17 protein-coding genes are annotated in these 18,600 nt (G+C 72.8%); 1 reads left to right on the top strand and 16 read right to left on the bottom strand.

Features of this window, described 5'->3' with window-relative positions; genetic code table 11:
- Window positions 1-3 precede the first annotated feature (3 nt).
- The 13 genes from BJ981_RS10095 to BJ981_RS10035 all read right to left on the bottom strand — a co-directional run bounded on the left by BJ981_RS10095 (window position 4) and on the right by BJ981_RS10035 (window position 14,260).
- Complete coding sequence (locus BJ981_RS10095) at window positions 4-1,476, bottom strand: serine/threonine-protein kinase (RefSeq protein ID WP_184610214.1); 1,473 nt, start codon at window positions 1,474-1,476, stop codon at window positions 4-6.
- A 97-nt stretch (window positions 1,477-1,573) separates the two neighbouring features.
- On the bottom strand, window positions 1,574-1,969 hold the full coding sequence (locus BJ981_RS10090) for an RrF2 family transcriptional regulator (RefSeq protein WP_184610212.1): 396 nt from the start codon (window positions 1,967-1,969) through the stop codon (window positions 1,574-1,576).
- Window positions 1,969-2,829 carry an ABC transporter permease gene (locus tag BJ981_RS10085; RefSeq protein ID WP_184610211.1) on the bottom strand — a complete coding sequence of 287 codons (861 nt, stop codon included), beginning with the start codon at window positions 2,827-2,829 and terminating at the stop codon, window positions 1,969-1,971. Before BJ981_RS10085 ends, BJ981_RS10090 begins: the two co-directional genes overlap by 1 nt.
- Window positions 2,830-2,832: 3 nt before the next feature.
- Entirely contained in the window at window positions 2,833-3,669 is an 837-nt protein-coding gene (locus tag BJ981_RS10080) for an ABC transporter ATP-binding protein (protein WP_184610209.1), read from the bottom strand.
- Window positions 3,670-3,766: 97 nt separating this feature from the next.
- A complete protein-coding gene (locus BJ981_RS10075; RefSeq protein ID WP_184610207.1) occupies window positions 3,767-4,843 on the bottom strand; it encodes an ABC transporter substrate-binding protein in 1,077 nt (358 codons plus the stop codon).
- A gap of 238 nt (window positions 4,844-5,081) precedes the next feature.
- On the bottom strand, window positions 5,082-6,257 hold the full coding sequence (locus tag BJ981_RS10070) for a cytochrome P450 (protein ID WP_239139662.1): 1,176 nt from the start codon (window positions 6,255-6,257) through the stop codon (window positions 5,082-5,084).
- Window positions 6,258-6,469: 212 nt separating this feature from the next.
- On the bottom strand, window positions 6,470-7,417 hold the full coding sequence (locus tag BJ981_RS10065; protein ID WP_184610203.1) for an NAD-dependent epimerase/dehydratase family protein: 948 nt from the start codon (window positions 7,415-7,417) through the stop codon (window positions 6,470-6,472).
- Between the two features lie 31 nt (window positions 7,418-7,448).
- Window positions 7,449-9,041: a class I adenylate-forming enzyme family protein gene (locus tag BJ981_RS10060; protein WP_184610201.1), complete on the bottom strand. Its 1,593-nt coding sequence runs from the start codon at window positions 9,039-9,041 to the stop codon at window positions 7,449-7,451.
- 1 nt (window position 9,042) lies between these two features.
- Entirely contained in the window at window positions 9,043-10,200 is a 1,158-nt protein-coding gene (locus BJ981_RS10055) for a cytochrome P450 (protein WP_239139663.1), read from the bottom strand.
- The gene (locus BJ981_RS10050) at window positions 10,197-10,943 is read right to left on the bottom strand and encodes a glycosyltransferase family A protein (protein WP_184610199.1); all 747 of its coding nucleotides are present in this window, start codon (window positions 10,941-10,943) and stop codon (window positions 10,197-10,199) included. Before BJ981_RS10050 ends, BJ981_RS10055 begins: the two co-directional genes overlap by 4 nt.
- A gap of 10 nt (window positions 10,944-10,953) precedes the next feature.
- Window positions 10,954-11,916 carry a 3-oxoacyl-ACP synthase III family protein gene (locus tag BJ981_RS10045; RefSeq protein WP_184610197.1) on the bottom strand — a complete coding sequence of 321 codons (963 nt, stop codon included), beginning with the start codon at window positions 11,914-11,916 and terminating at the stop codon, window positions 10,954-10,956.
- Between the two features lie 90 nt (window positions 11,917-12,006).
- On the bottom strand, window positions 12,007-12,846 hold the full coding sequence (locus BJ981_RS10040) for an undecaprenyl-diphosphate phosphatase (RefSeq protein ID WP_239139664.1): 840 nt from the start codon (window positions 12,844-12,846) through the stop codon (window positions 12,007-12,009).
- Window positions 12,847-13,024: 178 nt separating this feature from the next.
- Complete coding sequence (locus BJ981_RS10035) at window positions 13,025-14,260, bottom strand: helix-turn-helix domain-containing protein (RefSeq protein WP_184610195.1); 1,236 nt, start codon at window positions 14,258-14,260, stop codon at window positions 13,025-13,027.
- A 264-nt stretch (window positions 14,261-14,524) separates the two neighbouring features.
- On the opposite strand from BJ981_RS10035, the gene BJ981_RS10030 reads away from it, so the two are divergent.
- Complete coding sequence (locus BJ981_RS10030) at window positions 14,525-14,719, top strand: hypothetical protein (protein WP_184610194.1); 195 nt, start codon at window positions 14,525-14,527, stop codon at window positions 14,717-14,719.
- A gap of 6 nt (window positions 14,720-14,725) precedes the next feature.
- Here BJ981_RS10030 and gnd read toward each other — a convergent pair whose 3' ends face one another.
- The 3 genes from gnd to BJ981_RS10015 form a co-directional block, all read right to left on the bottom strand.
- A complete protein-coding gene (gene gnd, locus BJ981_RS10025) occupies window positions 14,726-16,162 on the bottom strand; it encodes an NADP-dependent phosphogluconate dehydrogenase (protein WP_184610192.1) in 1,437 nt (478 codons plus the stop codon).
- Window positions 16,163-16,340: 178 nt separating this feature from the next.
- A complete protein-coding gene (locus tag BJ981_RS10020) occupies window positions 16,341-17,009 on the bottom strand; it encodes an HAD family hydrolase (protein WP_184610190.1) in 669 nt (222 codons plus the stop codon).
- A gap of 151 nt (window positions 17,010-17,160) precedes the next feature.
- Complete coding sequence (locus BJ981_RS10015) at window positions 17,161-18,588, bottom strand: LCP family protein (RefSeq protein ID WP_184610188.1); 1,428 nt, start codon at window positions 18,586-18,588, stop codon at window positions 17,161-17,163.
- Between the last annotated feature and the right edge of the window lie 12 nt (window positions 18,589-18,600).

The following is an 18,600-nucleotide window of genomic DNA, read 5'->3' as shown; positions in this document are numbered from 1 at the left end:
CGCTCAGCCGTCGGTGCCCGGCGGGCGGTAGTACTTGAAGACCGCGTCCATCGTCGGCCTGAGCCGGTTCCACTCGGCGTCCGTGGCCGACCAGTCCAGGACGCTGATCCTGTCGCCCGTGACGATCATCCGCTGCACCTCGCGGTAGGCGACGCCGCGCACCGCCCAGGAGTGGTAGCCGGGGCCGGTCCAGGTGCTCTCCCATTCCGCCGCCACGGTCCCGTGCTTGGACGGCACCTTCTTCAGCCGGACGCGCTGGTACTTCCTGACCGATGTGGACAGCGAGGACTCGACCTCCTCCAGCAGGTCCACCGGGCTCCTCCCGCGCGCGTCGATCACCTCGATCCCGAGGTGCGCGATGCCGTCCCGGTCGGCCCACGTGTAGGTGTCCTCCTGGATCGACAGCCGCCAGCCCTTGGGCACCCCCGCCTTCCAGCCCTTGCCGGGGTCGTACCACTTCAGCTTCAGCCGCGCCGGCGTGGGCGAGGCCGAAGGCGCGGCGGCCGGGGACGTCGACGCGCCGGCCGGCGAGGCGGCGACCGGACCCGCGCCCGCGGGGTCGGACGGGCGCAGGAACGCCCACCCGCCGATCGCGACCGCCGCCACCGCGGCGGCCGTTCCCATGGCGAGCAGCCTGCCCCGGCGTCGTACGGGGGCCGGCGCCGCCTCGGGCGCCGCGATCTCGTCCAGCAGCCGCTTGGCCTCGGCGGCGCCCATGCGCGCGGCCGGCTCCGCGGTGAGCAGCCCCGCCAGGACCGGGCGCAGCTCCGCGGGGGCCTTGGCCAGCTCGGCGTCCTGGACGAGCAGGGTGGAGAGCTGCCCGCGCGTCCCTTCGAACGGGGGCCGTCCGACGACGGTGGCGTACAGCGTCGCGCCGAGCGACCACAGGTCGGAGGCGGGCTCCGCGGGCCGGCCGCCGCGGCGTTCGGGGGCGAGGAAGCCGGGCGAGCCGGTCGCGCCGCCGCGCGAGGCGTGCGGGTCGTCCAGGAGGGTGGCGATGCCGAAGTCGCTGAGGACGATGCGGCCGTCGTAGCCGATGAGGATGTTGGCCGGTTTGACGTCGCGGTGCACCACGCCGGCGGCGTGCGCGACCGTCAGGGCGGTGAGCACCTCGGTGCCGATCGCCACCGCGCGGGCGACCGAGAGCGGGCCCTCGCTGGCGATCACCCGGTCGAGCGAGCGCGACGGGACGAGCTCCATGATGATCCACGGGCGGCCGTCCTCGTCGGCCACGTCGAAGACGCTGACGATGTTGCGGTGGTCGAGCCGCGCGGCCATGCGGGCCTCGCGGGCGGTGCTGTGGATCATGTTGAGCCGCTGACGGGAGTTCAGCGTGTCGGGGATCAGGACTTCCTTGACCGCGACCGGCCGGTCCAGAAGCGTGTCGTGTCCCTCCCAGACCATGCCCATGCCGCCCTGGCCCAGCGCCCGCATGAGCCGGTACCTCTTGACGACGAGCTGCCCTGGAGTTCCCATCTGCGATGCCCCTTCGCGGGCGATAGAGCAAGAAATCAGCAGATGCGCAGTCTTCCACAGTCGTGTGGCCGCCGCGCCGCAACGGGCCGGGACGGCATCACGAAAGCGGGGGCAGGGACCCGCTGGCGATGTGCGCCAGCGTGATCTCCGTCAGCGTCGTGTTCTCGTACGCCCGAAGCGCCGTCCACACCTCCGCCAGCGGACCCGCCACGCCCGGGAACCTCTCAGCGCCCGTCGGCACGCCCTCCACCACGACGATGATGTCCGCGAGCGTGATCTCGCAGGCCGGCCTCGCGAGCCAGTAGCCGCCGTCGGGGCCGCGCTGGCTCTCGATGAGCCCCGCGCGCCGTAACTGGAGCAGGATGTTGTCCAGGAACCTGCGCGGAATGTCCTGCGAGCTGGCGATCCGCTCGGCGGGCACGGGGCCCGGAGGAGCGGCCGCCAGCTCGGCCGCGGCGCGCAGGGCGTACTGCGTCCTGGCTGAGATCCGCATCAGCCCACAGGTTGGTCGAGCCCCCAGCGGCGCCGGAGAGCGTTGTCGGCGGCGCCGAAACACATGTCCACCACGATGCCGATGATCAGGATGACGATCATCGTGGCGAGCAGGCCGGGCGCGTCGGACAGTTCTCGTGCGTTGTCGAGCTGTTCGCCGATGGACGTCTGGTGGGCGATGATCACGAGCAGCTCGCCCGCCATCAGCGAGCGCCACGCGAACGCCCACCCCTGCTTGAGACCGGACAGGAACGAGGGCAGCGAGGCGGGCAGGATAACGTGCCGGTACAGCGCCAGCCGCCGCAGCCCGAGGATGTGCCCGGCCCTCAGCAGGATCGGCGGCGTGTAGTCCACCCCGGCGATCAGCCCGTTGGCGATGGACGGGGCGGCGCCGAGGATCACCACGAACAGGATCGCGCTCTCGCTCAGCTTGAACAGCAGGATCGCGAGCGGGAACCACGCGATGGACGGCATGGTCTGCAGGCCCGTGATCAGCGATCCGAAGGCCGCGCGCAGCGGGCGCACCCGGGAGACCGCCGCGCCGACGACCAGCCCGACCAGGACGGCCAGCGCGAACCCGAAGATCGCCCGGCGCATCGTGACCAGGACGGCGTCGTAGAACTCCGGGTCGCCGAGACGCGTCCACAGCTCGCCGAGCACGGTGATCGGGCCGGGGAGCACGTACTCGGGACGCCAGCCGCTCAGCACGACCAGCTCCCACACCGCGAAGACCAGCAGGATGGCGGAGATCATCGGCCACGCGCGTGACCAGATCCTGGACGCCAGGCCACGCCGCTCGCGGGTGGACAGCTCAAGGGCGTCCAGGCCGGCGATGCTCTGGGATACCTCTGTGGTCGTCATCCCTCACCCGTCGCCTCTCGCCGCGGCGCCCACCGGCTGCGGCGCCGGCTTGGCGTGCCGCAGCACCTCCTGGCGCAGCCGGTCGGTGATCGTGGTCGTCATCTCGGCGACCTCGGCCGAGTCCGTGCGGCGCGGCCGGGGCAGGTCGACGGGGAAGTCGTGGATCACCGTGCCCGGCCTGCTGCTCAGCAGCACCACCCGGTCGCCGAGGCGCACGGCCTCGCGCACGTTGTGGGTGACGAACAGGACGGTGAGCCGCCGCTCCCGCCAGATGCGCTCCAGCTGGTCGTGGAGCAGGTCGCGGGTCATCGCGTCCAGGGCGCCGAAGGGCTCGTCCATCAGCAGGACGTCGGCCTCCTGGGCGAGCGACCGGGCGAGGGCGACCCGCTGGCGCATGCCGCCGGACAGCTCGTGCGGGCGCTTGCCGCCGAAGCCGGTCAGGTGGACGATGTCCAGCAGCTCGGCCGCCCGCTCGCGGCGCTCCTTCTTCGTCGTGCTCTTGCCCTTGCTCGTCACCCGCAGCGCGAGCTCGATGTTGGCCGAGACGGTGAGCCAGGGGAACAGCGCGGGCTCCTGGAACATCATCGCGACGCGCCCGCCCTGCGTGTCGATCGTCCCGGCCGTGGCGTGGTCGAGACCGGCGACGAGGTTGAGCAGCGTGCTCTTGCCGCAGCCCGACGCGCCGAGCAGGCACACGAACTCGGCGCGGTCCACCGACAGGCTGACCCGGTCCAGGGCCAGGAGCTCCCGGCCGTACACCTTGGAAACCGCGTCCAGCCGGACCGCGGGCCCGTGCCCGTCGGTCCGGCTGGAGCGCAGCTCCTGACTTGGAGCTGTCACTTCGACTCCTCACCCGGCAGCCCGCCGGTCGTGGACCGGGGGCGCCGCGTCGGCTCGTTCGTTCCGCGGACGGCCGGGCCCGCCGTGTGGTGCCCGGTCACTTGTCGCTCACCGCCTGCTCCCCCTTGGCGGCGAGCACCTGGTTCAGGATCGTGAGGTCGTAGATGCCGTTGAGGTCCACCGGGTCGAGCAGCCCGACCTTCTGCGCGTGGTCCGCGCTGCCGATCAGGGAGGACGCGATGGGGTCGTTGGTGAAGGTGATGTTCTGGAAGGCGCTCTCCAGGACCTCGTTCTTCAGCGGCTTGCCGGAGAGGTCCTGAAGCTCGGCGTTGATCGCCTCCTTGGCGCCCGCCGGGTCGGACTTGATGTAGGCGGTCGCCTCGACGTGCCCCTCGATCAGCTTCTTGACGATGTCGGGGTGCTCCTTGAGGAACTGCTGCCTGACGATCAGGTGGGTGATGACGAACTGCTTGTTGGGCCACAGGTCGGCCTCGTTGACCAGGATCTTGCCCTTGCTCTCCTGGATCAGGCGGCTGGCGAACGGCTCGGGCACCCAGGCGCCGTCGATGTCGCCGGTCGCGAAGGTCTGCAGGGTCTGGGCGTTCTCCTGCGGGAGGATGGAGACGTCGCCGCCGCCCTTGGTGTCGGTCTTGAGGCCCTTCTCCTGCAGCCAGTAGCGCAGCGCGACGTCCTGGGTGTTGCCGAGCTGCGGCGTCGCGATCTTCTTGCCCTTGAGGTCCTGGACCGAGTTGATCTCGGGCTTGACCACGAGGTACACGCCGCCGGACGCGGCGCCTGCGACGATCTTGATGGCCTGGCCCTTGGACTTGGACCAGGCGTTGATGGCCGGGTTGGGGCCGATATAGGTCGCGTCGATGGCGTCCGAGAAGATCGCCTCGGTCGCGGCGGGGCCGGCGTTGAAGGTGGCGGTCTTCAGCGTCACGTTGTCGCCGAGGGCCTTGGTGAAGAAGCCCTTCTTGACGCCGACGAGGGCGGTCGAGTGGGTGATGTTGGGAAAGAACCCGAGCCGCAGCTCGGTCTTGGTCGTGCCGCCCCCGCCGGCACCGCCGGAGGCGGTTGTGGTGTCGCCACCGCCGCCGCAGGCCGCCGCGAGGGCGGTCACCGCGACCGCGGCCAGCGCCGCCGTCATCCCCCGGAGCCCGCGCACCTTCATGTACCTCTCCTCAATTCCTACTTAATAAGTCGGGTAGGTGATATAAGACGACATGCGGTGCCCGGTGTCAAGCGGGTGTGACGACATGGGTACGCGTTGTTACCGGTTCGTGTCCCTCGGGGCAGCCGTCAGGAAGAGGTTCGGCACGCGTGCGGCAGTGGTCAGAAAGGCCGCGTTCACGGCGGCCGGCCGGCGCCCCGTGCCACGGGGACCGGCCGTGATCATCTCGGCGTGGAGGTCACCAGACGACGGGCATCTCCGCGAAGCCGCCGGTCGCGCGGTCGGTCCTGACCGGGATCCTCTCCAGCGGCACCGCCAGCTCCAGGGCAGGGAACCGCCGGAACAGCGTGCCGAACACGCTGCGCAGCTCCACCCGCGCGAGGCTGGCCCCGATGCAGTAGTGCATGCCGTGCGCGAAGGCCAGGTGCGGTTCCTCGCCGTGCCGGTGGACGTCGAACCGGTCCGGCTCCTGGAAGACGCCCTCGTCGCGGTTGGCGGCCATGGTGCCGACGATCACCGCGTCGCCCCTGCGGATCGTGACGCCGCCGATCTCGACGTCCGTCCGCGCCCACCGGGTCACGCCCAGGTCGGACGGCGCCGACATGCGCAGGATCTCCTCGACGGCCGCCGGCACGAGGGAGGGGTCGGCGGCCAGCGCGTCCCGCTGGTCGGGGTTGGTGAGCAGGTACGCCACGCCGTGGTCGATGCGGTTCACCGTGGTCTCGTGGCCGGCGAACAGCAGCATCGCGCCCAGCTCGGCGATCTCCTGGTCGTCGGCCTCCATCGTCGCCAGGTCGGAGAACACGTCCTCGGCCGGGTGGCGGCGCTTGTCGACCATGAGCTCGTGGATGTAGCCGCTCAGCTCCTCCAGCGCCGCGTGCGCCTTTCCTGATGCCGACATGTCGGTCATCGCCTCGGCCAGCACGCCGAAGCGCTCGCGGTCCTGGCGGGGCACGCCGAGCAGCTCGGAGATCACCAGCGCGGGCAGGGGCACGGACAGGTGCGCGTGCAGGTCGGCGGGAGGCTTCTTGGCGGCGAGCTCGTCGAGGAGCTCGTCCACGATGTCCTGGACGTGGCCGCTCAGCAGCCTCATGCGCCGCGCCGAGAAGGCGGGCGTGAGCAGCTTGCGCATCCGCTCGTGGTCGGCCTTCTCGGTCTCGAAACCGCCGCGCGGCACGCCCGCGATCACCGCGTGGGACACGCGGGGGGCGTTCTCCGGATCCGGATGGGTGCGCCCGAACCGGTCGTCTCCCAGCAGCGTCCGCACCACGTCGTAGCTCATCGCGAACCACGCCTCGTCGCCCGTGGTCGTGCGCACGCGGATGATCGGCGCGGTGGCCCGCAGCTCGCGGAACTTCGGCGAAATCTCCAGCCGGGTGCGCCGCGGGAACGGCAGCTGGGGCAGATCGGACACGGTGGGTGCCCCTCTCCTCGACGAACGTCTCATGACGGGTACCGCGAGCAGGCTCATATCGACGGTCGCACCCGGACGCCGTTCCCGCAATGCCGATTGTCAGGAATTGTAAGGATTGATGATGACAACCGGTGATCTTTCATCCTCGATGCGTCCGTTTCATGGACGACGTCGGAAATCACCGCCGGTCCGGCACGGCCGTGAGCCGGAGTTCACCACGCCGCGGCCCCGTGGAACGAGGTCGGCGACGGGCGGTACCCGAGAAGCTCCCGCGCGGCGGAGATGTCCAGCGTGCGCTCCACGGCCAGGTGGCCGGCCGCGTAGCGGGTCAGACGCGGCGGCGAGGGACGGCGCAGGAGGCGGAACGCGACCTCCATGACCCCGGCCACCGGCGTCACCAGCCCGGCGGGCAGGTAGGACGGCTCGGCGTCGATGCCGCGCTCGCGCAGGATCCAGCGCAGCGCGTCGTCGAGCACCACCGGCTCGGCGTCCGCGATGTTGAAGACCCCTCGCTCCACCGGCCCGGACGCCGCGAGAAGGCACGCCTCGGCGAGGTTGGCCACCGAGGTCAGGCTGACACGCTGGCGCCCGTCGCCCACCGCCCACAGACGCCTCCCGCGCACCGCGCCCAGCACCCGGGGCAGCAGCGTCGGATCGCCGGGCCCGTACACCGCGTGCGGCCTGAGGACGATCGCGTCCGCGCCCGCCGCGCGCTCGGCGCGGGCCTTGGACGCGCCGTAGGCGTTGGCGTACCGCCGGGCGGGGAGATCGTGCTCGCGGGCCATCACGGTCGGCCGGAACGGGTCGTACACGCTGGCCGTGCTGACGTGGACGAACCGCACGCCGGGAAACGCCCGGCGCACCCGGGCGGTGCCGGCCACGTTCACCCGCGCGAACTCCCTGGCCGGGCCCCAGTCGGTCACCGTGCCCGCGCAGTGGATCACCGCGTCCACCTCGGGCAGGTCGCCGGGCGCGTCGGCGGTGACGTCCCACGAGCGGTACGGCACCGTGCCCGCGCGCACCAGGTCGCCGAACGGTCCCGCGCCGATCCCGGACGCCGCCCGCCGCCCGAAGGCGTGCACCCGCCACCCCCGTGCCACGGCCGCGCGCACCACCACGCCCCCGGCGAACCCCGACGCGCCCGTCACCACCACCTTCATCCCACGCCACCCCGCGTCCCCGGCCCTGGCCTCATCCCGCGCCACCGGCATCGGGCGGCACCCGCGTCTCCTGCCCCGCCACGGCGGCCCGCAGGGCGGCGCGGTCGAGCTTGCCGGTGCGGCCGCCGCGCGGGAAGTCCTCCAGCACCGCCACCCGGTCCGGCAGCGCCCCCGCGTCCACGACACCCGGCAGCGCGCGGCGCAGCGCCCCCGCGTCGAAGCCCGGCCCGGGGACCACGGCGAGGACGACCTCCTCGTCCCCGGTCTCCGGGTCCGGCACGCCGACGATCGCCGCCTCCGCCACCCCCGGCAGCGCGCCGATCGCGGGCTCGTACAGGCCCGGATAGATGTTCACGCCGTCCCTGAGCAGCATGTCCTTCTTGCGGCCGAGCAGCACCAGCCGCCCCTGCGCGTCGAGGCGGACCAGGTCGCCCGTCGCGACCTCGCGCAGCGGCGGCTCGCCGAGGTAGCCGCGGGCGAGCTGCGGCCCCGAGACCAACAGCTCCCCGTCGCCCGCGATCCGTGTCCGTACGCCGGGCAGCGGCGTGCCGAGCAGATCGCCCTCCGGGCAGGCCAGCTTGTCCTCGGCGCGCGCGACCGCGACCGGCAGCGCCTCGGTCAGGGCGTACACCGACAGGATCTCGGCGTGCGGCGCGGCGTCCCGGGCGCGGCGCAGCACGGCGGGCGGGCTGGGCGCCGTGCCGAGCAGCAGGCAGCGCAGCCGCCGGGGCAGCGCGGGGGCGTCGCGCAGGTCGCGGTCCAGCCGTACGGGCACCTGGAAGGCGTGCGTCGCCCCGCGCGCGGCCAGCTCGGCCGCCCAGGGACCGGGGCCCGGCAGCGACCACGTGGCCCCGGCCGCCAGCGCGGGCAGGCCCACCATGAGCTGGTCGGTGTGGACGACGTCGCCGTCCGCCAGCGGGACGGCGGCGCGGAACAGGGCCGACCCCGCGGCCAGCGATCCGCGCGTGTGCACGACCCCGCGCGGCCGCCCCGTGGTCCCCGAGGTGAAGGCCACGACGGCCGGCTGCGCCGCGTGGGACGGTTCGCGCGCCTCCGGCGCGCCCGGTCCGAGGGCACCCGGGCCGGCCGGATCCTGTGCCGCGAGGTGCGGCAGGCGGCCGGACGAGAGGTCCGCCGCGCCGAGGGAGCGCAGGCGGGTCGCCCCGCGGGGCACGCCCGGCAGCCAGGGGCCCGCGTACAAGTGGCGCACCGGGCGGCCCGGCACGGGGTCGCGCAGGTGCGGGAGGTGGAGGCCGCGACGGGCGGCCAGGGCGCGCAGCGGGCCGCCGAGCGTGTAGACCAGGGAGTCGGCGACCACCCAGCGCGGCGGGGCGAGCTTCAGGCGTGCGGCGGCCACGGCGGGGGCGAGCCCGGGGTCGGCCAGCACGAGCATGCCGCCCGCCGCGACCGCGCCCAGCGCGCAGACGACGGCGTCCGGCCCCGGCCGCACGGCGAACAGCACCGCCTCGCCGGGCGCCAGGCCGGCCATGGCCCCGGCGACGGCGTGGACGCGGCGGCGCAGCTCCCCGTACCGCAGCGTCCGCCCGCGCCCGTCGATGATCGCGGCCTGGCCGTTGCGCCCCGGCCCGTCGAGGACGTCGCCCACGACGTCGCCTGTCCACACGTTATCCACAAGTTATCCACAGGTGTCGATAGGTGGGGATGAGCACGCCCCGGGCCACCTCACGGCCGACCACTCGCGGCCGGTGGGCCAGCACCGTCCCGGCCACGGCCCGGATCTCCGCCATCGCCAGCGGATGGCCGACGCAGAAGTGCGGCCCCGCCCCGAACCAGAGCCGCCGCAGCTCGGCCGGGTGCTCGGCCGCCGGGTCGAACGGGCCGTAGGCGCGGGCGCAGTTGTGCGTGGCGATCACCACGCGGTCCCCGGGGCGCACCCGGACCCGTCCCACCCGGGCGGGCGCCGCCACCGAGCGCAGCATGACCGGCGTCGGCGTCGTCACCCGCATGGCCTCCTCGACGACCCGGTCCAGGTCCTCCGGCGCCTCGACCGGCGTGCCGGAGTCGTGCAGCAGGGCGACCAGCCTCGGGACGAACGTCGCGACGGTCTCGGTGCCGGTCAGGAAGAACGCGCCCGCCGCGCCGCGCGCCTCGGCCTCCGACAGCCCGAGCGCCCGCATGCGCCCCATCACCGTCGCCGCGTCGCCCTTCGCGTAGGCGTCCACCGCGATGGCGCCGACCCGGTCCAGCACCCGGCGCGCCACGGCGACCTGCCGGTCCGTCAGCCGCCGGGAGCGCAGTGAGATCATGGACGCGACCCGCTCCCCGTCGGCGAACAGCGACCGCGCCTCCCGTGCCGGCACCTCGCGCATGCCGATCAGCCGGCAGATCACCGCCCCCGCCATCAGCCGCATCTCGTCCACCAGGTCCACGGTCGCGCCGCGCGCCAGCCGCTCCGACAGGTCGCGCAGCGGCCCGGCCAGCACGTCGTCCACCAGCGCCGTGACGTGCGCGGGCGTGAACAGCGGGGCGAGCCTGCGCCGCAGCGCCGCGTGCGCCTCGCCCTCCATGTTGAGCAGCACCGACGGCCCGAGCACGGGCGTCCACAGGTCGCCGGGTGAGCCGGGCCCGTCCTTGCGGAACCGCGGGTCGGTCAGCACCGCGCGGGCGGTCGCGGCGTCGTTCACCACCACCCCGAGCCCCGGCACCCGCACCACCGGGCCGAACCGGGCGAGCAGGCGGACCAGGGGATAGGCGACCGGATGGGCGGCCAGGTAGAGCCGCCGCTCGGCGGCCATCGCCCGCCCCGCGTCACGGGGCCTCACCGGACGTCGACCACCTCGGGCCGGTAGTGGTGGTCGGCGTACCAGGCCAGCGTCCCCGCCAGCCCGTACGCGCGCAGTCGCCGCACCGAGCCGTACACCACGACGTCCCGCCGGGTGCCGTAGGCGCGGGTGATCGCGCGCACGCGGTTGACCAGGGCGCGGTCCTCGTGGACCTCTTCGATCGCGGTGCGCGGGAACCCGCCCGCCCGCTCGTACAGGGCCGCGGTGATGCCCACGGTGGCGCCGGGCATCATGACGTACGGCCCGAGGTAGGCGCCGCGGTTGCTCGGGCGCAGGCGGCCGAACAGCGCCGCCGCCTCCACCACGGACGGCAGCAGCCACCGCTCCCAGAACTTCAGCCGGAACTCGTCGGTGCGGGGCCGCAGCAGGCCGCCCACCATCTCCAGGCCGTCGGCGAACCCGCGCTTCATGGCACGCACCCAGTCGCGCCGCGGCAGGCAGTCGGCGTCGGTGCGCAGCAGGTGGGTGGCGCCGCGCGCGATGGCGTGCCGCATGCCGGTGTCGGACGCCGCCCCCGTGCCCTTGCGCCGCTCGGTGACGATCTCGATCGTCAGGGAGGAGCCCGCGGCGTAGGCGCGGACGACCTCGGCGGTGCCGTCGGTGCTCATGTTGTCGACCACGACCAGCGTGAACGCGCGGTCGTCCTGGTCCTCGAGCGCGCGCAGCGTCGCCTCGATCCCCTTCGCCTCGTCGTAGGCGGGGACGATCACCCAGAGGTCCATCGGTCCGTCCTCACAGGTCCGCGAACAGCACGCCGAGGCTGATGCCGCCGCCGAGCCCGAGCAGCGCCACCCGGTCGCCCGGCCCGGCGCCCGCCGCCGCGAGCTGGAGCGGCAGCGTGGCCGACGCGCAGTTGCCGTGCTCGGGCAGCGTCACGACCAGCCGGTCGCCGGGGATGCCGAGGGCCTGGGCCAGCACGTCGAGGTAGGGCATCGCCACCTGGTGTACGGCCACGACGGAGAAGTCATCCCAGGTCAGGCCGGTGCGCTTGAGCGCCGTCAGGAAGAGGTCCGGCCCGGCCAGCTCGAACGCCTCCTTCAGCCGGCGCCCGTCGCCGCGGAAGTAGGTGTACTCGGGGTCGCGCGGGTGCGCCGAGCCGCCGCCGGGCAGCGTGCCCGCCGACCAGGCCGTGGAGTCCGCGGCGAAGGCGCGGTAGAAGATGCCCCGGCCGGGGTCGGCGGTGACCAGCACCGCGGCGCCGGCGTCCGAGAGCGTGTACCCGGCGAAGGCGTCGGCGAACTGCGCCCGGCTCTCGACCCGCCACCGCACGGCACGGGAGGGCAGCTCGCCGCTGCACACCAGGACCGTGCGGTGGGCGCCGGTGCGGATCAGCGCCTCGGCCACCTGGATGCCGTTCAGCAGGCTGTTGCAGGCGTTCTTGACGTCGAAGACGGGGCAGGACAGGCCGAGCTTGGCCGCCACCATGTGCGCGGTGGCCGGTTCGACCATGTCCTGCGACGCGGACGCGAAGATGAGCAGGTCGGGCTCCCCGGGCTCGGGGAGCCGGCGCACGGCGGCGACGGCGAGGTCGGACGCCTGCTCGTCGTCCGCGGCGAGGTGCCGCCGCCTGATGCCGGTCATGCGCTCGATGACCCCGCGGTACGGGACGTAACCCTCGATCCGCGACTCGACCTCGTCGCTGGTCATGGAGCGTTCCGGCAGGTACGCCGCGACGCCCGCGATACGGGCCTTCATCGCGCCCCCCGTACTCGATTGTCGTGAAATTTCCCCCTGCTCGGAATCTACCTGCTCTTTACCGCGGCACGATCGAAGCGCGGCCCGGCTCTAGATCGCCGGGATGAGGTCGAAGCTCACGGCCGCGATGACCACGAGGCCGAGGGCGACCCGGTAGATGATGAACGGCGTGAAACGGTGCGTGCTGATGTACCGCATCAGCCAGGCGATCACGGCGTAGCCGATCGCGAACGACACGATCGTGGCGAGGATCGTCGGGCCCCAGTTCGGCGTCGTCTCCCCGTCGCCGATCTTGAAGAGCTCGAACACCCCGGACCCCAGCACCGCCGGGATCGCCAGCAGGAACGAGTACTCGGCCGCCTCCTCGCGCCGGTAGCCGAGCAGCAGGCCCGCGCCGGTGGTGCCGCCCGAGCGCGACACGCCCGGGATCAGCGCCAGCGCCTGCGCGAGGCCGTACGTCAGCGCGTGCGGGGTGTTGAGGTTCTTGTCCAGGGTCAGCTCGTTGCGCGCCATGCGGTCCGCGACCGCGAGCAGCAGGCCGAAGACGATCAGGCAGGTGCCGACGAGGCGCAGGTCGCGCACGGTGGTCTCGATCTGCTCCTTGAAGATCACGCCGCCGACGCCGAGGGGGATGCTGCCCACGATGATGTACCACCCCATGCGGGCGGCGGGCTCCGCCCGCAGGTCCGGCTTCCCCAGCGAGCGGGCCCAGGTGGAGACGATGTCCCAGATGCGGTGGCGGAAGTAGATGAGCACGGCGGCCTCGGTGCCGAGCTGGATGACCGCGGTGAACGCGGCCCCGGGATCCTTCCAGCCGAAGAAGGCCGACACCACCCGGATGTGCGCGCTGGAGGAGATCGGCAGGAATTCCGTCAGCCCCTGCACCACCCCCAGCACGAGCGCCTCGAACCAGCCGATCAACGAACACACCTTTCGGAAGGGCCGGGACGCGGCGAAGCGCCTGGCATGTGCGGGGACCAGGCGAGGTTAGCCGAATTCCGGTCCCCGGGGCTCGGCCGTACGGCCGATATATGGTCGGCCGTACGGCTTCGGTGCCTTCCTGCCCCCGTGACCGGTCGCGGGGAGCGAGGGTGTGCCGCGCCGGACCTCAGGCCGCCACCAGCGACCGGGACAGCTCGCGGGCGAGCTCGGTCATGCCGCACTGGCGGACGTCGTCGATCATCATGCGGAGGTCGTTGGCCACGCGCATCGACTGGACGTCCGAGGCGAGCGTGACCGCGCGGCGGGCCTGCTCGGCGCCCGCCTCCCGGTCACCCTCGCGGATGCGCAGCACGGCGAGACGCGTCAGGCACCGCAGGCCCGTGCGCGTGCGGCTCTCGCCGAGGCGGTCCAGCGCGGCGCTGAGACGCGCGCGGGCGCGGGCGTCCTCGCCGAGCTGGAACAGCGCCAGCCCGAGCGCGCTGTCGTGGTGGCCGGGAGAGACGGTGATGTGGTGCGCCCAGTCGGGCGCGAGCGCCGGCTCGGCCCTGGCGAGGGCCTCCTCGGCGAGGCCGATGTGCCGCAGCCCGGCCGCGCGGTCGCCCGCGGCGGCGCAGTGGCGGGCGGCGACGGCGTGGAGGTTGGCGCGCTCGGCGCTGGAGATGCGTTCGTCGCCGAGCGCCATGCGGAGGATGTCGACGCCGTCGCGCGGGCGGCCGAGGTCGGCGAAGGCCACCGACAGGTCCAGCATGGTGTGCGCCCGCAGGTCGCGGTCGGAGCCGCGGGCCGCGGAGTCGAGGGCGAAGGTGAGGAGTTTGGTGGCCGGTTCGAGGCGGCCCTGGTCGTAGGTGGCCCAGCCGACGCGGTCGGCCAGGAGGCCGATGGCGGAGCTGAGACGGTCGCGGGTGGACTCGGCCATGGGCCGGTCCCGGAGTTTGACCGCCCACTCGAGGGAGCCGCGCGCCATGGCGATGGCGGCGTTGCCCCCGCGGGCGAGGTCCATGCGCATGTACAGGTCGGCGGCGGCCTCGACCGCTCGCACTTCGGGTAAGCCGACGAGGTTTGGCGGTTCGGTCGACAATCCGTCAAGCAGGCGTGTCAGAGGCTCGCCCGTGGCGACCCCCACCGAAGCCGCCGCGATGACCGAGAGTAGGCCCCTGCGCTTCATGTCATCGACGGTACCCGTTTCGGCGTCGCGGGAATGGGGGGTTTCCGTTGCCATGAACCGAACCGGCGGCATACCCAGAGCGACCTCGTAGTGGCGCATGATGGCCGGGGTGGCCTCGCGGTCCCCGCGTTCCACCCGGCTGAGGTGGCCTGCGGAAACGCCGGTCAGCGCGGCGAGCCGGCCGAGGCTGAGCCCGGCGTGCCTGCGCGCGGCCCTGAGATCCTCGCCGATGGTCATCGTTACTCCAGGTGTTGCGGCAATGACGGTGCGGCACCATGGCAATGATGACACCGTGTCACCGATCCCTCACACTGACCGTAGCGCGGATGCGTCTCGCGCAGACCGATGACGCCATAAAGGACAGGCCCATAGGAGCGATTGCCGGTGCTTGTGGGCCTACTGATGCGAACCGAGGTCGGGCCACGTGCGACAGATCAGAGCATTCCACCTCCGCCGGCGCCACGCCGCGCCACCGCCGAGCCCCCGGGCAGGGGAGGCCCGGTGAACCCCGCGCCGGCCGGCGCCTCCGGGTGGGTGGTCTTCCGCTCCGACGCCGGGCGCTTCTGGGCGACCCGCCTGCGCTTCGACGACGCCACCGAGGCGGCGGGGGTGTGGCGCACGGTGGACGCCGACGACGCCACCACCCTCGCCGAGCTGATCGCCGAGCAGGAGCAGCGCGCGCGCTCGGCGCTCTGACCGGCCTCAGACGTCCACGCGGGTCTCCGGCTGCCCGGGCAGCTCCCACCAGGTGTGGTAGACGCCGTCGCGATCGACCCTCCGATAGGTGTGCGCGCCGAAGTAGTCGCGCAGGCCCTGGATCAGCGCGGCGGGCAGGCGCTCGGCGCGCAGGGCGTCGTAGTAGGCCAGCGAGCTGGAGAAACCCGGCGCCGGGACGCCACGGCGGGCGGCGGCGACGGTGACGTCCCGCCAGGCCCGCTGGGCCCGCGACAGCTCGTCCGCGAACGACGCGTCCGCCAGCAGGGTGGGCACGCCGGGGTCGGCCTCGTAGGCGGCGCGGATCCGGTCCAGGAAGCGGGCCCTGATGATGCACCCGCCGCGCCAGATCGTCGCCATCGCGCCGAGATCGATGTCCCACCCGTACTCGGCGCTGCCGGCCTGGATCTCGTTGAAGCCCTGGGCGTAGGCCACCACCTTGGAGGCGTACAGGGCCTGCTCGACGTCGTCGGCGAAGGACGACTCCAGGCCGTCGCCGGACGGGCCGGGCAGGACGCGCGCCTCCTCGCGCATCCCGGCGTGGCCGGACAGGGAGCGGGCGAAGACGGCCTCGGCGATGCCGCTGACCGGCACGCCGAGGTCGAGCGCGGTCTGGACCGTCCAGCGGCCCGTGCCCTTCTGTTCGGCCTGGTCGAGCACGACGTCGACGAACGGCTTACCGGTGGCCGCGTCCCGGTGCGAGAGCACCACCGTGGTGATCTCGATGAGGTACGACTCCAGGCGGCCGGTGTTCCAGACGCGGAACACCTCGGCGATCTGCGCCGGGGACATGCCGGCGCCCTGGCGCAGGGTGTCGTAGGCCTCGGCGATGAGCTGCATGTCGGCGTACTCGATGCCGTTGTGCACCATTTTCACGAAATGTCCGGCACCGTCCGGTCCAACGTAAGCACAGCACGGCACCCCGTCGACCTTCGCCGCGATGTCCTCCAGGATCGGCCCGAGGTGCTCGTACGCCTCGCGCGACCCGCCCGGCATGATGCTCGGGCCCTCCAGGGCGCCCTGCTCTCCGCCCGAGATGCCCGTGCCGACGAAGTGGACGCCGCGCTCCCGCAGCGCCTTCTCGCGGCGGCGCGTGTCGGCGAAGTGGGCGTTGCCGCCGTCCACCAGGATGTCGCCGGGCTCCAGCAGGGGCGCGAACTCCTCGATCACCGCGTCCGTCGAGGCCCCCGCCTTGACCATGATCACGATCTTGCGGGGGCGGGCCAGCGAGGCGACGAAGGCCTCGGGCGTCTCGGCGGGCAGGAACTCGCCCTCGGCGCCGAACTGCTCGATCAGCGCCTTGGTCTTGGCCTCCGTCCGGTTGTGCACGGCCACCGGGTAGCCGTGCCTGGCGAAGTTCCGCGCAAGGTTCCGGCCCATGACACCGAGTCCGGTGACTCCGATGACCGCGCGCTCTGTCGTCATGTCCGATCACTCTCCTTCCGATCAGCGATACGCCGTGGAGGGCCGCGAGGTTCGACGGGACGGCGGGCGCGTCGCGGCGAGGATCGGCCGGCGACGGCTGGGCGCCCGGGGCCGTCCGCGGCGTTTCCGGGGCGGATCCAATTGTGAAGGAGGGCCGTCGCGGGGCCGCGCGCGAGGGTCAGGAGCGGAGCAGGCGCTCCAGCGGGCTCTCCTCCAGGTTGTAGAGCAGGTCGCGGCAGTCCTTGTAGACGGCCTCGGCCCCGGCGTCCAGCAGCGAGGCCGTGTCGATGCCCCCGGACCGCACGCCCATGCACGCGGCCCCGGCCGCGCGGGCCGACAGCGCGTCCCAGACGCTGTCCCCGATCATGAAAGCCTGCTCGGCGGCCATGCCCGACTTGTCGAGCGCCTGCCGCACCGGCTCGGGGTGCGGCTTGGACTTGTCGACGTCCCCGGCGTGCACCAGCACCGCCACCGCGTCCTCCGCGCCTGTGATCTTCACCAGCCGCTCGGCCTGGTCCTTGGGCGCGCTGGTCGCGACCACCACGGTCAGCCCCCGGTCGGCGAGCGTCCGCATCAGCTCGCCCGCGCCGGGCACGGGGCGCACGTCGTCGAGCCGTGGTTTGTAGATCTCGGCGTGCGCGTCGGAGATGGCCTGCGCCTCCTCCTCGCTCGCCTTGGGCAGCAGGTAGTCGAGCAGGGCCCGGTCGGCGCGGCCGATGGCCCCGTGGATGTCCAGCATGAGGACGTCCCTCCGGTTGCGCCGGAAGGCCTCCCACCACGCCACCACGTGCAGGTACGTGGTGTCGACCAGGGTGCCGTCGAGATCGAAGATAACCCCGCGCCGCATCGCTTCACCATCCTGGAATCACCGGGTCGTGGCCCGTCCCGCCCCGTGGGAACGCCCGGCCGCCGACGCCCCCGCGACGGCCACGTGTCCGGTTCCGTACCCCGGAGAGCGCCGGTCCAACAGGAACCGTCCGCGGCCGATCAGGAACGGCTCAGGCGTCGGAGCAGGAGTCCTGGGTCGCGTCGATGCCCTTGAGCTCCTCGTCGGAGACCGGAGCGGGCTTGAGGCCCTTCCAGTCCGCGCCGATCACCAGGACGAGCCGCGTCGTGGTGACGTCGGCGACCATGGCGTTGCGCGACAGGACGAGGTCCCCGGCGAGGGTCGGGACGCGCGACTGCCCGTCGGCCGCGTACTTGATCGTGGTCTTCGGGTACGGCTTGACCTTCGCGTCGCCGACCTTGACCACGTTGTAGCCGCGCTGCTCCAGCGCGGCGGCGACCTGGGCGCCGAGGCCGGCGCGGGCGGTGCCGTTCTGCACCGAGATCTCGATCTTGGCCTTGGGCACCTTGGCCTCGCGGCCGGTCTTGATGGCCGACCCCTTGACCTTGGTGTCGGTGGCGACGAGCCGGAAGAGCTGCCTGGCCTGCGGCTGCACCCACTCGACGCGTCCCGGCTGGGTGAGCGAGTAGCGCCACGGCGTCGTGATGAAGTGGATGTCGCCGGCGGCGAGGCCCTGGGCGCTGGTGGCCAGGTCCTTCATCACGCCGAGGGTCAGCTCCGGGTCGGTCGTGACCGACTTGGTGGCCGCGTCCAGGAAGCCGAACAGCTTGGCGGGGTCGGTGAGCGTGGCGCCGCTCATCGCCTTCTTGACCATGGAGGCGAGGAACATCTGCTGCCGCTGGATGCGGCCGATGTCGGAGCCGTCCCCGATGGAGTAGCGGACGCGCACGTAGCCGAGGGCCTGCTCGCCCTTGAGCGTCTGCCGGCCCGCGGGCAGGTGGAGCAGGGCCTTGGTGTCGTCGATGGGCTTGGGCACGCAGATCTCGACGCCGCCGAGGGCGTTCACCATGCTCTTGAAGCCGGTGAAGTCGACCTTGACGAAGTGGTCGATGCGGATGCCCGTGAGGGACTCGATCGTCTTCCAGGTGCAGCCGATGCCGCCGAAGTTGAACGACTCGTTGATCATCCCGATGTGCGCGCGCTGTCCGGTGAGGCCGTTCTTGGCCGGGCACGAAGGGAGCTGTACCAGTGAGTCACGCGGGAAGCTGATGAGGAGCGCGTTGTCCCGGCTCGGCGAGATGTGTGCGAGGATGATCGTATCGGTGCGCTCGCCGTACTCCCGGTGGCCGTACTTGACGTTGGCGCCCGCCCGTGTGTCGGAGCCGACCATCAGGATGTTCAGCGCCTTGCTCACCTTGGCCGGGCGCGTGCCGAGGTCCTTGGCGTCGACCGTGACGTGCTTGATGTTGCCGCTCAGCTTGGTATAGGCGCCGATGAGCGTGGCGCTCGCCGCGACGGCGACCCCCGCCACGGCCGCGACCAGGCACCAGAGCCATGAGGTCCACCACCGCTTGCGGCGACCGGTGGCCGGGTCGCCTGCGGGCTGGACAGGGCGCACATCGACAAGCCCGCCGTTCATCGTCCCCACGGA

This window comes from Sphaerisporangium krabiense (assembly GCF_014200435.1).
Lineage (GTDB): Bacteria > Actinomycetota > Actinomycetes > Streptosporangiales > Streptosporangiaceae > Sphaerisporangium > Sphaerisporangium krabiense.
This window is presented reverse-complemented; position numbering and strand designations above follow the sequence as displayed.

Bases quoted from the DNA above. Each gene is read 5' to 3' on its own strand.
- BJ981_RS10095 (WP_184610214.1), bottom strand. From the start codon at position 1,476: ATGGGAACTCCAGGGCAGCTCGTCGTCAAGAGGTACCGGCTCATGCGG.
- BJ981_RS10090 (WP_184610212.1), bottom strand. From the start codon at position 1,969: ATGCGGATCTCAGCCAGGACGCAGTACGCCCTGCGCGCCGCGGCCGAG.
- BJ981_RS10085 (WP_184610211.1), bottom strand. From the start codon at position 2,829: ATGACGACCACAGAGGTATCCCAGAGCATCGCCGGCCTGGACGCCCTT.
- BJ981_RS10075 (WP_184610207.1), bottom strand. From the start codon at position 4,843: ATGAAGGTGCGCGGGCTCCGGGGGATGACGGCGGCGCTGGCCGCGGTC.
- BJ981_RS10065 (WP_184610203.1), bottom strand. From the start codon at position 7,417: ATGAAGGTGGTGGTGACGGGCGCGTCGGGGTTCGCCGGGGGCGTGGTG.
- BJ981_RS10050 (WP_184610199.1), bottom strand. From the start codon at position 10,943: ATGGACCTCTGGGTGATCGTCCCCGCCTACGACGAGGCGAAGGGGATC.
- BJ981_RS10045 (WP_184610197.1), bottom strand. From the start codon at position 11,916: ATGAAGGCCCGTATCGCGGGCGTCGCGGCGTACCTGCCGGAACGCTCC.
- BJ981_RS10035 (WP_184610195.1), bottom strand. From the start codon at position 14,260: ATGACCATCGGCGAGGATCTCAGGGCCGCGCGCAGGCACGCCGGGCTC.
- gnd (WP_184610192.1), bottom strand. From the start codon at position 16,162: ATGACGACAGAGCGCGCGGTCATCGGAGTCACCGGACTCGGTGTCATG.
- BJ981_RS10020 (WP_184610190.1), bottom strand. From the start codon at position 17,009: ATGCGGCGCGGGGTTATCTTCGATCTCGACGGCACCCTGGTCGACACC.
- BJ981_RS10015 (WP_184610188.1), bottom strand. From the start codon at position 18,588: ATGAACGGCGGGCTTGTCGATGTGCGCCCTGTCCAGCCCGCAGGCGAC.